Genomic DNA, 12,662 nt, shown 5'->3' on the forward strand with positions numbered 1-12,662 from the left:
CTTGGTTCTATTGTTATGAGTTACATCGCCGAGGGTTACGAAGAATACCTCTCCACCGTCGCCGAGCTCCTGATTGCGGAGGGAATGACCGAGGCTGCCAGTGTGCTGCGTTTGTCCACCCCAAAGGTCGAGGAAACGGGCTACGACAACTGGAACGGCGGAACGAGCATATGGACGATCTACCTTCGAGTTGAGCCTGTATCTTATGCGCAGCTAGGTGCCAGCCGCGAAGCGCTCGAGGAGCAGATCAATAATCGTCTGAAGTCTGTTTTGGAGCAATTCTCAGATGGCTGGGTCAGCATAAAGATCGTGCCGCTAGTAAAGCCCCGGGCCGATTGGCCGGAAATCGAAGGTGGGATATCGCGGGTAATCCGGCAGAATATCTTCGACGGACTTAGGATCGACAATGTGGTTTGGAGCGGCCGACTGGAGGAGGTGGAGTTTCTTGAAAGGCTCTTCGACCTGAAAACTTTGCCATCCACCGACAGCCGCTACAGCGACGCGTCGGGAGATATCTGGCAACATCGCGTCAACAATCCGCAGGACTGGGACGACGACTGGATCTATGCCGATCAGAGGTTCAACTTACTGCAATGCCCTGCGGACCAGTTTCTCCGGTTCCTATCTGAGATCGTGCATCCTGTCGTTCGCCCAGACCGCAATGAAAGCTTGAAGATCGTGCAGCAGTTCAACGATCAGCTTCGGCTGGAAGGATGGCATTTGGTCGAGGACGAGAAGATCGCGGGTCGCCCGAGGTTCATCGGTCGCCGTATTCGCAACTCCAATCACAGGTCGGTCACCCGTGCTCGGTCAGCCGCCGATGCGCTTGACGCCGGTTGGATGCAGAAGGAGATTGAGAGGCTGGAGAACGCAGTCGAGCGTGACCCTGCCCTCGCGATCGGAACTGCAAAGGAACTGGTCGAGACCTGCTGCAAGACTATCCTCGGCAAGCGTGGTGTTGAAATCTCGCGTGGTGATGATCTCCCCAAGTTGACGAAGGCGCTCGCCAAGGAGCTGAAGCTTGTACCGGAAGGGATATCCGACGAAGCCAAGGGCGCGAACTCAATAAGATTGATCCTGCAAAACCTGTCTTCGATGACTCAGAATCTGGCTGAGCTTCGTGGTCTCTATGGATCAGGACATGGCCGGGACGGAAAGCATAGGGGCCTTGAGCCACGACATGCGCGTCTGGCTGTGGGCGCGGCGGCAGCGTTTATCGATTTTGTCACCGAAACTTACCACAGGCGGACCGAAATAGAGAAACAAGAGACGAGCCGCGACGTTTGAGCCGCGGCGAGATTCGGCGTGTGATAAGGACAGCTGGCAAAACTCGAGACTTTCGATTGGAACTGTTACGCAGACAACAGGTGGATGTAGATGTATTCCATCACCGATTTCAGAGTCCGTTAATACATATGGACGCCCTGGGTGGCTTACTATCGTAAGGCGTCGAAGGTCTTCAATGGTCCAGGTCACCGTTACAGACGATGAGGTGTAGTGCGCAAATCGAACGGCGAGGAGGCCCTGAGGACTTTCGCCGATGCGCTATAACCGAACACAACAAGCTGATGATGACGTGTAGTTTGATTATAGCGGCGTGATAAACCGCTGAAGAAGGGCTGGGGGCAATAAATGAGGATTTGGATTAAACGAATTAGTGGCGCAGTCGTTTTAGCGTTCGCGGGCTACGGCGCTTACGATTACTATCAAGCGGGCTTCTGGACGCGACCGGAGATGCCCGAAGGAGCGTTCTCGCTTTCATACCAGAATGGCCTGCGCGGCGTATTGGTAGGTGTCCCCAACGAGAAGGAAACTCGTCGCTATTTCGGGCATCCGCAAGACGTTCCGTTCTATCTCAAAGACGCTTGGTCCTTCTGCGCACCGCCTGAAGGGGCGGAAAAAGCCCAAGCTGCGGCATTTATCAAGGATAGAAACCAGCCCGGTGAACGTTTCGAGGTCGTCTGCAAGATCAAAGCAGATAATGACGTCGTCATTCGGGGACTGATCACGTCGGTTCCCAGATTGTAGATGTTCTCACCCAAGGAAGAACATTGGACATGGATCCTATGGATATCCTCACCGAGATCGAAGACGTGATCCGAACGGCTCCCGACATCTATTATGCATGGGACGCTCCGGAGCACTTGATTGGTTAGGTAGGGCGTGAGCCAGCGCGCTACGCACTCCCGAGCGACATGCATTAATGCGGCGTCGCACTGATCAGGTTGAGTGCGGCTTTCGCGCCGTCGACGACGAATTGCACCGCCAGCGCGGCAAGGATGACGCCGAGGAGCCGTGTCAGGATCGCCCGGCCGGTGACGCCGAGGAAGCGGTCGAGCCTGTCGGCGATCAGCAGCATCAGCAGCGTCAGCAACAGATTGGCGGCAATCACGGCGATGAGTTGGGCTTTTCCGACGGAGGTCGCCAGCGTGCCGGCAAGCAGGATTGTCGCCGAGATCGCGCCGGGGCCTGCGATCAGCGGCAAGGCGAGGGGGAAGACGGCGATATTTTCGATGTGATCCTTGGTGACGGCGGCCTCGCTGGCTTTCTCCTTGCGCTCCTGCCGCCGCTCGAACACCATTTCGAAGGCGATCCAGAAGAGCAGCAGCCCGCCGGCGATGCGGAAGGCGCCGATCGAGATGCCGAGCACGCCGAGCACGCTGGCGCCGAACAGGGCGAAGACGGCGAGGATGATGAAGGCGATGGTCGAGCCGCGCAGCGCCACCTGCGTGCGCTCGGTCCGGCTCATGCCCGCCGTCAGCCCCAGGAAGATCGGGGCGAGCCCCGGCGGATCGATGGTGACGAGCAGCGTCGTGAAGGCATTGATCAATTGGTCGGCGCTTGCCATCGTCTCTCCGGAAGCCCATATGGTGCCATGGTTTTTATGATTGTGAAGCGGGGATTCCGATTTGGCAAATATCCCGCGGCCACCCGCGACGGATTTGTCCGCTCAGGCCGCGCATCTTGCATGTTTTACCGTCTTTAAGCCGCAAAAGCCTGTTCAAAACGCCCCGTGAAATTGGCGCGGGAACGGGCTTTCCGCTATAAATCTTCAAGTGATTCTAGAAGAGATCGTGATCTGTTTTGACTGAGCAAACACCCCCCGGCGGCGGGAAGCTCCCGCCAGGCATCGAGCCCATCTCCATCATGGAGGAAATGCAGCGGTCGTATCTCGATTACGCCATGAGCGTCATCGTCAGCCGCGCGCTGCCCGACGTGCGCGACGGCCTGAAGCCCGTGCACCGGCGCATCCTCTACGGCATGTCCGAGCTCGGCATCGACTGGAACAAGAAATACGTCAAATGCGCCCGCGTCACCGGTGACGTGATGGGTAAATACCACCCGCACGGCAACACCGCGATCTATGATGCGCTGGCACGCATGGCCCAGCCCTGGTCGCTGCGTCTGCCGCTGATCGACGGTCAGGGCAATTTCGGCTCGGTCGACGGCGATCCGCCGGCGGCCGAGCGTTACACCGAATGCCGCCTGGAAAAGGCTGCCCATTCGCTGCTCGACGATCTCGACAAGGAAACCGTCGATTTCCGCGACAACTATGACGGCACGCTCTCCGAGCCGGTCGTGGTGCCCGCCAAGTTCCCGAACCTGCTCGTCAATGGCGCCGGCGGCATCGCCGTCGGCATGGCGACGAACATCCCGCCGCACAATCTTTCCGAAGTCATCGACGGCTGCATCGCGCTGATCAACGATCCGGCCATCGAGCTGCCGGAACTGATGCAGATCATTCCGGGACCCGATTTCCCGACGGGTGCGAAGATCCTCGGCCGTGCCGGCATCCGCTCGGCCTACGAGACCGGCCGCGGCTCGGTCATCATGCGCGGCGTTGCCGCCATCGAGCCGATGCGCGGCGACCGCGAGCAGATCATCATCACCGAGATTCCCTACCAGGTGAACAAGGCGACGATGATCGAGAAGATGGCCGAGCTGGTGCGCGACAAGCGCATCGAAGGCATCTCCGACCTGCGCGACGAATCCGACCGTCAGGGCTACCGCGTCGTCGTCGAGCTGAAGCGCGACGCCAATGCCGAGGTCATCCTCAACCAGCTCTATCGCTATACGCCGCTGCAGACCTCCTTCGGCTGCAACATGGTGGCGCTGAACGGCGGCAAGCCCGAGCAGTTGGCGCTGCTCGACATGCTGCGCGCTTTCGTCTCCTTCCGCGAGGAAGTCGTTAGCCGGAGAACGAAATTCCTGCTGCGCAAGGCGCGTGACCGCGCCCATGTGTTGGTCGGTCTTGCGATTGCCGTCGCCAATATCGATGAAGTCATCCGCGTCATCCGCCAGGCGCCCGATCCGCAGTCGGCCCGCGAGGAACTGATGACCCGCCGCTGGCCGGCCGAAGATGTCGAGAGCCTGATCCGTCTGATCGACGATCCGCGCCATCGCATCAACGAGGATCTGACCTACAATCTCTCCGAGGAGCAGGCGCGCGCCATCCTCGAACTGCGTCTCGCCCGCCTGACGGCGCTTGGCCGCGACGAAATCGGCGACGAACTCAACAAAATCGGCGAAGAGATCAAGGATTACCTCGATATTCTCTCCTCGCGCGTCCGCATCCAGACGATTGTCAAGGATGAGCTTATTGCTGTTCGCGATGAATTCGGCACGCCGCGCCGCACCGAGATCGTCGATGGCGGCCTCGAAATGGACGACGAGGATCTGATCGCCCGCGAGGACATGGTCGTCACCGTCTCGCATCTCGGTTATATCAAGCGCGTGCCGTTGACCACCTATCGCGCCCAGCGCCGCGGCGGCAAGGGCCGCTCCGGCATGACCACCCGCGACGAAGATTTCGTTAGCCGGCTATTCGTGGTCAATACCCATACGCCTGTTCTGTTCTTCTCCTCGCGCGGCATCGTCTACAAGGAGAAGGTCTGGCGCCTGCCGATCGGCACGCCGACCTCGCGCGGCAAGGCGCTGATCAACATGCTGCCGCTCGAACCCGGCGAACGCATCACCACCATCCTGCCCTTGCCCGAGGACGAGGCGAGCTGGGACAATCTCGACGTCATGTTCTCGACGACGCGCGGCACGGTTCGCCGCAACAAGCTGTCGGACTTCGTCCAGGTCAACCGCAATGGCAAGATCGCCATGAAGCTTGAAGAGGAGGGCGACGAAATCCTCTCCGTCGAGACCTGCACGGAAAATGACGATGTGCTGCTCACCACGGCGCTCGGCCAGTGCATTCGCTTCTCCGTCGACGACGTTCGCGTCTTTGCCGGCCGCAACTCGATCGGTGTGCGCGGCATCAATCTCGGCGAAGGCGACCGCATCATCTCGATGACGATCGTCGGCCATGTCGATGCCGAGCCGTGGGAGCGCGCCGCCTATCTGAAGCGCTCCGCCGCCGAACGGCGTGCAACGGGCGTTGATGAAGAGGACATCGCGCTGGTCGGTGAAGAAGTCACCGAAGAGGGACAGCTCTCCGACGAGCGCTATGAGGTGTTGAGAAACCGCGAACAATTCGTGCTCACCGTCTCGGAAAAGGGCTTCGGCAAGCGTTCGTCTTCCTACGACTTCCGCATCTCCGGCCGCGGCGGCAAGGGCATCCGCGCCACCGACACGTCGAAGACCGGCGAGATCGGCGAACTGGTTGCGGCCTTCCCCGTCGACGACGGCGACCAGATCATGCTGGTTTCCGATGGCGGCCAGCTGATCCGCGTACCGGTCGGCGGTATCCGCATTGCCAGCCGCGCCACCAAGGGTGTCACCATCTTCTCGACGCACAAGGACGAAAAGGTCGTCTCGGTCGAGCGGATCAGTGAACCGGAGGACGACGAGGCGGAGGAGGCTGTCGAGGTTGCCGAAGGCGCCGCTGCTGCCGAGGATGGTGCTGCCGGCGAAGCGCCGATTGCCGAGGGTGATCCGGCCGGACCTGCCGAGGAATGATCAGGTCAACGGGGCGGCTTCGGGCCGCCCTTTTCTTTTCAGCTCGCCCTTTGCTTTCAAGCCGGGGATGGTTCAGGCCACGCCAAAGAAAAAGCCGGACGCTGGGTGCATCCGGCTTTGAAAGGCTTTGGGCAGCGGAAGGGTGCCGCTCAAGGTGGGGAAGCGGTTGGAAAGAGGAAAGTCAGAACGCTCTATGTTTTTCGTTCAGCGCCTTTACCTCTTCGCCTTCGCGCCGGAGCGCCGAGATCGTCGAGGTTACGGACACGATGAACATGACGCTGATAAGGGCCGTGAGCACTGTCAAGATCGTGAACATGGGCATTCCTTTCCTGGGGAGTTGCGTTCTCGCCCCTCAGTACTGGCCCAGTACGGCCGTCCGGGCCGAAGCATAGGGACCATAAACCTTGGACGTATCAACCTTCTGATCATAGAGAGCGACAGTTGCGGTCAGCATGCCCGTGACCATTACCATCCAGAGCACGTTAATCATCGTAATCTTGCCGGGCATCTTTAGTCCTTCCTGCCGCGATAATCGCATCTATATGTCGGTTGAATGAACGCATTCGTCTTAGAATGGTTCCATCGGATATTGAGGGGGTGTTTACCAATGCCGATCTGAAGCCTCCTTGAATGTCTCGTTCATCTGGCGTTCAGATTCGAAGCCCGGTTTTCCCCACGCAGGCGACCTTGGGCGCGCACGATCGCCGCATGTTCGGCAAGTTCCGGCCGCACCCAGCTCACCTCGTAGCGATCGGCGAAATAGCCATAAGCCAACTCGGCAACGAGGGAGGAGACGACGGCAAGTGCAACGAGCACGATCAGCATGAATCTGGTCTTTCGGGGAGCGCCGGATGCCGGAATGGCATCGGCTGCGTTGATGGTTTGAGTTAAGCAGATCCTGTCTGAAACCGCCTTGAACGGGTCATTCATCCGCCGTTCAACCGTCCGGGACGATCGGCCAAATCACTTGCGGCAAAGCGGCATCCATGACAAAAGGCGTCAAACCAACGGTCGGGCCAGATGACGACAGCTTTTTATCCGGGGTCTTTCGACCCGATCACCAATGGGCATGTGGATGTTCTGGTCCAGGCGCTGAACGTCGCCGAAAAGGTGATCGTCGCGATCGGCATCCATCCAGGCAAGGCGCCGCTGTTTTCCTTCGAGGAGAGAGCCGAGCTGATCCGTCGTTCTCTGGCTGAAGCGCTGCCCGGCAAGGCCGGCGATATCACGGTCGTCGCCTTCGACAATCTGGTCGTCGATGCCGCCCGCACCCATGGCGCCACGCTTTTGATCCGCGGTCTTCGCGACGGCACCGATCTTGATTATGAAATGCAGATGGCCGGCATGAACAGGACGATGGCGCCTGATATCCAGACCATCTTTTTGCCGGCGGGCACGGCCTCCCGGCCCATTACCGCCACATTGGTCCGCCAGATCGCCGCCATGGGTGGCGATGTCAGCGCCTTCGTGCCGTCCGCTGTCCTACAAGCCCTCACATCCAAGCGCCAAAATTAACAACTACAAAGACTTGCAGGCACGAGACCGGCAAGCGCAAAGACCAGGCGGAACCCGCCGCAATGGAGCCCATATGAAACTCTTTTATCTCGCATTTGCCGGCGTGTTGTATCTCGCCTCCTTCGCAGGCGATGCCTTCGCCCAGTCTGCCGATCATTACCTCACCATACAGCTGAAGAACGGCCCCGTCGTCATCCAGCTCATGCCTGATGTGGCGCCGAAGCATGTCGCCCAGATCGAGGCGCTGGCCAAGAAGGGCGAATACGACAACGTCGCCTTCCATCGCGTCATCGAGGGTTTCATGGCCCAGACCGGCGACGTTAAATACGGCAACATGGAAAAGAACTTTGATGCGAGCCTGGCCGGCACCGGCGGCTCCGACCTTCCGGACCTTCCGGCTGAATTCTCCAAGACCCCGTTCGTGCGCGGCACGGTCGGCATGGCCCGTTCGCAGGATCCGAATTCCGCCAACTCGCAGTTCTTCATCATGTTCGCCGACGGCTCCTTCCTGAACGGTCAGTACACCGTCGTCGGCAAGGTCGTGTCCGGCATGGAGAATGTCGACAAGATCAAGCGCGGCGAAGGCCAGAACGGCGAAGTCAAAAGTCCCGACCGGATGATCAAGGTCACCCTGGGCAAGAAGTAAGTTACGAGACAAACAAGAGGAGAAGACAATGGCCGAGATCAAGGATCCCGAAAACACCATCATTCTGGAAACCACCAAGGGCAAGGTTGTCATTCAACTTCTGCCGCAGGTCGCCCCCGAGCATGTCGCTCGTATCAAGGAACTCGCTCGCGAGAAGGCCTATGACGGCGTCGTCTTCCACCGCGTCATCCAGGATTTCATGGCCCAGACGGGCGATGTCGAATATGGCAAGAAGGGTTCGGAAACCTTCAATCCCGGTCGGGCCGGCATGGGCGGCTCCTCCAAGCCGGATCTGAAGGCTGAATTCTCCGCGACGACGCATACGCGCGGCACCTGCTCGATGGCCCGTTCGCAGAACCCGAACTCCGCCAATTCGCAGTTCTTCATCTGCTTTACCGACGCGCCCTGGCTGAACAAGCAGTATTCCGTCTGGGGCCAGGTCATCGAAGGCATGGAGAACGTCGACAAGATCAAGCGCGGCGAGCCGGTTTCCGATCCGGACTCGATCGTCTCGATGCGGGTTGCCGCCGACGTCTGATTGTGATTTCTGCTGAAACCCGCCCTTGCGTCACTGCGCGAGGGCGGGTTTCGCTTTGAAAGTACCCCAATGCGCGTAGACCTTTTCGATTTCGATCTGCCCGATGAACGCATCGCCTTGCGGCCCGCCGAGCCGCGCGACAGTGCGCGCCTGCTCGTTGTCGATCCCAATGCGGCGAACCTGCTCTCCGATCATCGTGTCGGCGATCTCGCCTCCTTCCTGCGGGCGGGCGATGCGCTTGTTTTCAACGATACCAAGGTCATTCCAGCCCAGCTCGAGGGCATCCGCCACCGCGACGGCGCCGGCGGCCAGCAGGTATCGGCGACGCTGCACATGCGCATCGGCCCCAGCCGCTGGAAGGCCTTTGCCAAGCCCGGCAAACGCATCAAACAGGGCGACCGCATTTCCTTCGGCCATTCCGGCGAAAGCTGCTATCTCGGCGCGCTCGATGCCACCGTCGAGGAAAAGGGTGAGGCCGGCGAGGTGACGCTGCTCTTCGATCTTTCAGGCCCGGCGCTCGACGAGGCGATCGCCGCCGTCGGCCATATTCCGCTGCCGCCCTATATTGCTGCCAAGCGCCCGGAAGACGAGCGCGACCGCGCGGATTACCAGACGATCTATGCCCGGGAGGAGGGCGCCGTCGCCGCGCCCACCGCCGGCCTGCATTTCACCCCTGCGCTGTTCGAGGCACTCGACAAGGCCGGCATCGAACGCCATTTCGTCACGCTGCATGTCGGTGCCGGCACCTTCCTGCCTGTTAAGGCCGACGATACCGACGATCACAAGATGCATCTGGAAAGCGGCTATGTCAGCGCCGAAATCGCCGCCCGGCTGAATGCCGTCAAGGCAAGGGGCGGCCGCATCGTCTGCGTCGGCACCACGTCGCTGCGTCTGATCGAAAGTGCAACCGCGGAAAGTGGCGAGATCAAGCCCTGGGCCGGCGCCACCGGCATCTTCATCACGCCCGGCTACCGCTTCAAGGTCGTGGACATTCTGATGACCAATTTCCATCTGCCGCGCTCGACGCTGTTCATGCTGGTCTCGGCCTTTTCGGGCTTCGAGGCCATGCATGCCGCCTATAAACACGCCATTTCGACAGGCTACCGCTTCTATTCCTACGGCGACGCGAGCCTTCTTTTCCGGAAAGACAAATGACAGAGAACTTCCAATTCACGCTTGAAAAGACCGACGCCGGCGCCCGCCTCGGCAAAATCTCCATGCCGCGCGGCGAAATCCGCACGCCTGCCTTCATGCCGGTCGGCACTGTCGGCACTGTGAAGGCCATGTATCTCGACCAGGTGCGCGAAACCGGTGCCGACATCATCCTCGGCAATACCTATCACCTGATGCTGCGCCCGACGGCCGAGCGCGTCGCCCGCCTCGGCGGCCTGCACAAGCTGATCCGCTGGGAGCATCCGATCCTGACGGATTCCGGCGGTTTCCAGGTCATGTCGCTGTCCGGCCTGCGCAAGCTCGACGAGCAGGGCGTCACCTTCAAGTCGCATGTCGACGGCAGCCTGCACCACATGTCGCCGGAGCGCTCCATCGAAATCCAGGGCCTGCTCGGTTCCGACATCCAGATGCAGCTCGATGAATGCGTGGCGCTGCCGGCCGAGCCGCGGGAGATCGAGCGCGCTATGGAAATGTCGCTGCGCTGGGCCGAGCGCTGCCGGGTCGCCTTCGGCGAGCAGCCGGGAAAGGCGATGTTCGGCATCGTCCAGGGCGGCGATATTCCGGCGCTGCGCGTTCGTTCGGCGCAGGCGCTGAGCGAGCTCGACCTCAAGGGTTATGCCATCGGCGGCCTTGCCGTCGGCGAGCCGCAGGATGTCATGCTGCAGATGCTGGACACGACGCTGCCGGTGCTGCCCGGACAAAAGCCGCGTTACCTCATGGGCGTCGGCACGCCGGATGATATCCTGAAATCGGTCGCCCGCGGCATCGATATGTTCGACTGCGTCATGCCGACCCGTTCCGGCCGCCACGGTCTCGCCTTTACCCGCCGCGGCAAGGTCAATATCCGCAATGCCCGCCATGCCGAGGATATGCGCCCGCTCGACGAACAGTCGAACTGCCCGGCCTCGCGCGATTATTCACGCGCCTATCTGCACCATCTCGTCCGCTCCAACGAGGCGCTCGGCGGCATGCTGCTCTCCTGGAATAATCTCGCCTATTACCAGGAACTGATGCAGGGCATCCGTAAGGCGATCGCCGAAGGCCGCTTCGCCGATTTCATGGCGGAAACGCAGGAGGAATGGGCGAGGGGCGATCTCCAGCCGGTGTAAAGGCTAAAGCGCGTCGCGATCTTTCAGATTCGCTCTTCGCGCTTCAGGTCTTTGTGTTCCGCATGTCGTTGTCGCAAAACCGCCGCACACTTTTGCGCGACATGCTCTAATTCGTTCCGGCGTTGCCGACGGATGGGACCACAGATATCCGACTTGGCGCAACCATCTTTTGGAGCTTTTTGCGCACAGGCTCGTCGAAGCGAATGGTGACGATGCCAGCCGCAATGAAAATCGCTATCACGACGGCCATGCCGGCTGCCGGGGAGGCCGGAAGATCAAAGCCCATTTGCCGCAGTGTCTGCAGCACACTGAAGATCGGCGCATGGAGAATATAAATCGGATAGGAAAGTCTCCCGAGCCAACGGAACAGCAGCTCGACCAGCCCGGTCTGCCTTGTGTGCATCCCAATCCAGACGATGGCCGGAAAAACCACGAGGCATATAAAGAAATCAAAATACGGGAAACCGAAGAACGCGCGGGCCGAAATGCCTGTGATGGAGATCAGGCATCCACACAGGAGAAGGCCGATCCTATTCCCGTTATCGGCTGTCGTCGGCCTCTGGATGTCATATAGCCTGTAAAGGCAGATCCCGAGCGAGAATGAAAACAGCACTCTTGAAAAGCCAAAGATGAAGTAGCTCGGCTGGTGACCGATGTCGAGGTTGCCTCCGGCCAATGCCCCATACATGGTCATGCCCGCAGTCCCCAAGGCGATGGCGAGCAAACTTCTGAGTGATAGTCGTATCAGAAGCACCGAGAACAGCATCCCCGCCCAAAGCTCGAAGAAGAGCGACCAGGTCGGTCCGTTGAGAGGAAAGAGACTTTCCAAATTTGTGCTTGGAATGAACAGGATCGCCTTTAGCAGAAGCCCTGCCAGCGTGGAGTAGTCCAAGCCGTTTTGAAGTGCAAAGCTGAAAACGCCGATCGGAAGCGAAAGAAGATAAAGAGGATAAAGCCGAATGATACGCTGCAACAGAAATCCGGCAGGCGAAATCTGTCCCGTTATCAGTGGCTTTTCGTATGAATGTGCAAGAACGACGCCGCTCAGCAGAAAGAAGAGGTCAACGGCCAGGTAACTGATATTCGCCGGCATCGGACCGAGCGTGCCGCCGGTATGAAGGAACATGACCATGATAGCCGCAATGCCTCGCAAGCCCTCAAGAGCTGTGAAAAATTGCTTGCCAGTGTTCACCGTAACAACCCTCCATTGGTATTTTGTTACTGCAGGAGGATTTAGAAATCATTAGCACAACGACACCGCGCACTCTGTTGGTGTCTGGCCGAGAAAGGAAACAGCGCGTCAAATGCCCTTGCTGTCCGCATCCGGCATGATCTGCACGCCGTTGATCCTGTAGCTACCATCAGGCTGGCGGGTGAGCTGGTAGATCGCTGTCCAGTCCTTGCCGTCGCGGCCTGAAATCAGCACCTCGTGATAGATCAGCGCGCCGTTGTCGATCGAGCGGCTGCGGCCGAAGGCATAGTTGCCGGGGTGATAGACCGGTTCGTAGCTCTTCTTCACCATGGCGAAAAACAGGTTCTTGTCGGGATACATCGCCTTGATGCCGGGAGCGGCGAAGGAATAGGCGGTCTCGGCATCGTCCTTGAGGAAGGCTTTGATCTGTTCCTCGATCATCGTCCGTGTCGTGTCGATCGGATCTTCGGCGCGGGCTGCGAGAGGAGAGAGGACGGACGCGGCACACAGAATGAGAACTGCGAGAAAGGCGCGCATGGATTGATCTCCGGCTCCGTCGGGGAGCGAGCCCCGATAGAGCGG

General features: G+C 59.7%; 14 protein-coding genes. 8 read left to right on the forward strand and 6 right to left on the reverse strand.

The window, feature by feature from the left end; genetic code table 11:
* Positions 1 to 15: 15 nt before the first annotated feature.
* On the forward strand, positions 16 to 1,287 hold the full coding sequence (locus RHEC894_RS10735; RefSeq protein WP_085737249.1) for an abortive infection family protein: 1,272 nt from the start codon (positions 16 to 18) through the stop codon (positions 1,285 to 1,287).
* 345 nt (positions 1,288 to 1,632) lie between these two features.
* On the forward strand, positions 1,633 to 2,028 hold the full coding sequence (locus tag RHEC894_RS10740) for a hypothetical protein (protein WP_085737250.1): 396 nt from the start codon (positions 1,633 to 1,635) through the stop codon (positions 2,026 to 2,028).
* A gap of 172 nt (positions 2,029 to 2,200) precedes the next feature.
* Here RHEC894_RS10740 and RHEC894_RS10745 read toward each other — a convergent pair whose 3' ends face one another.
* Positions 2,201 to 2,848 (reverse strand): MarC family protein, encoded by a 648-nt coding sequence (locus tag RHEC894_RS10745; protein WP_085737251.1) that lies wholly within the window; start codon positions 2,846 to 2,848, stop codon positions 2,201 to 2,203.
* A 236-nt stretch (positions 2,849 to 3,084) separates the two neighbouring features.
* Here RHEC894_RS10745 and gyrA point away from each other — a divergent pair, with 236 nt between their 5' ends.
* Entirely contained in the window at positions 3,085 to 5,907 is a 2,823-nt protein-coding gene (gene gyrA / locus RHEC894_RS10750; RefSeq protein WP_085737252.1) for a DNA gyrase subunit A, read from the forward strand.
* A 181-nt stretch (positions 5,908 to 6,088) separates the two neighbouring features.
* Here the strand turns inward: gyrA and RHEC894_RS33770 are convergent, their stop codons facing one another.
* The 3 genes from RHEC894_RS33770 to RHEC894_RS10755 form a co-directional block, all read right to left on the reverse strand.
* Entirely contained in the window at positions 6,089 to 6,223 is a 135-nt protein-coding gene (locus RHEC894_RS33770) for a hypothetical protein (RefSeq protein WP_259671381.1), read from the reverse strand.
* 36 nt (positions 6,224 to 6,259) lie between these two features.
* Positions 6,260 to 6,415 (reverse strand): hypothetical protein, encoded by a 156-nt coding sequence (locus RHEC894_RS32975; protein WP_003539654.1) that lies wholly within the window; start codon positions 6,413 to 6,415, stop codon positions 6,260 to 6,262.
* 131 nt (positions 6,416 to 6,546) lie between these two features.
* Positions 6,547 to 6,837, reverse strand: coding sequence for a hypothetical protein (locus tag RHEC894_RS10755; RefSeq protein WP_085737253.1), 291 nt, complete (start codon positions 6,835 to 6,837; stop codon positions 6,547 to 6,549).
* 90 nt (positions 6,838 to 6,927) lie between these two features.
* On the opposite strand from RHEC894_RS10755, the gene coaD reads away from it, so the two are divergent.
* From coaD to tgt, 5 genes are all read left to right on the forward strand, one after another.
* On the forward strand, positions 6,928 to 7,422 hold the full coding sequence (coaD, locus tag RHEC894_RS10760; RefSeq protein ID WP_085737254.1) for a pantetheine-phosphate adenylyltransferase: 495 nt from the start codon (positions 6,928 to 6,930) through the stop codon (positions 7,420 to 7,422).
* A 73-nt stretch (positions 7,423 to 7,495) separates the two neighbouring features.
* Positions 7,496 to 8,068: a peptidylprolyl isomerase gene (locus RHEC894_RS10765; RefSeq protein ID WP_085737255.1), complete on the forward strand. Its 573-nt coding sequence runs from the start codon at positions 7,496 to 7,498 to the stop codon at positions 8,066 to 8,068.
* 28 nt (positions 8,069 to 8,096) lie between these two features.
* Complete coding sequence (locus RHEC894_RS10770; protein ID WP_085737256.1) at positions 8,097 to 8,606, forward strand: peptidylprolyl isomerase; 510 nt, start codon at positions 8,097 to 8,099, stop codon at positions 8,604 to 8,606.
* 69 nt (positions 8,607 to 8,675) lie between these two features.
* Positions 8,676 to 9,761 carry a tRNA preQ1(34) S-adenosylmethionine ribosyltransferase-isomerase QueA gene (gene queA, locus RHEC894_RS10775; protein WP_085737257.1) on the forward strand — a complete coding sequence of 362 codons (1,086 nt, stop codon included), beginning with the start codon at positions 8,676 to 8,678 and terminating at the stop codon, positions 9,759 to 9,761.
* Positions 9,758 to 10,888: a tRNA guanosine(34) transglycosylase Tgt gene (gene tgt / locus RHEC894_RS10780; RefSeq protein WP_085737258.1), complete on the forward strand. Its 1,131-nt coding sequence runs from the start codon at positions 9,758 to 9,760 to the stop codon at positions 10,886 to 10,888. Before queA ends, tgt begins: the two co-directional genes overlap by 4 nt.
* A gap of 106 nt (positions 10,889 to 10,994) precedes the next feature.
* Here the strand turns inward: tgt and RHEC894_RS10785 are convergent, their stop codons facing one another.
* Both RHEC894_RS10785 and RHEC894_RS10790 read right to left on the reverse strand, forming a co-directional pair.
* Positions 10,995 to 12,080 carry an acyltransferase gene (locus RHEC894_RS10785; protein ID WP_085737259.1) on the reverse strand — a complete coding sequence of 362 codons (1,086 nt, stop codon included), beginning with the start codon at positions 12,078 to 12,080 and terminating at the stop codon, positions 10,995 to 10,997.
* 108 nt (positions 12,081 to 12,188) lie between these two features.
* A complete protein-coding gene (locus RHEC894_RS10790; protein ID WP_010069016.1) occupies positions 12,189 to 12,617 on the reverse strand; it encodes a DUF4864 domain-containing protein in 429 nt (142 codons plus the stop codon).
* Between the last annotated feature and the right edge of the window lie 45 nt (positions 12,618 to 12,662).

This window comes from Rhizobium sp. CIAT894 (assembly GCF_000172795.2).
In the GTDB taxonomy this organism is placed as follows: Bacteria; Pseudomonadota; Alphaproteobacteria; order Rhizobiales; family Rhizobiaceae; genus Rhizobium.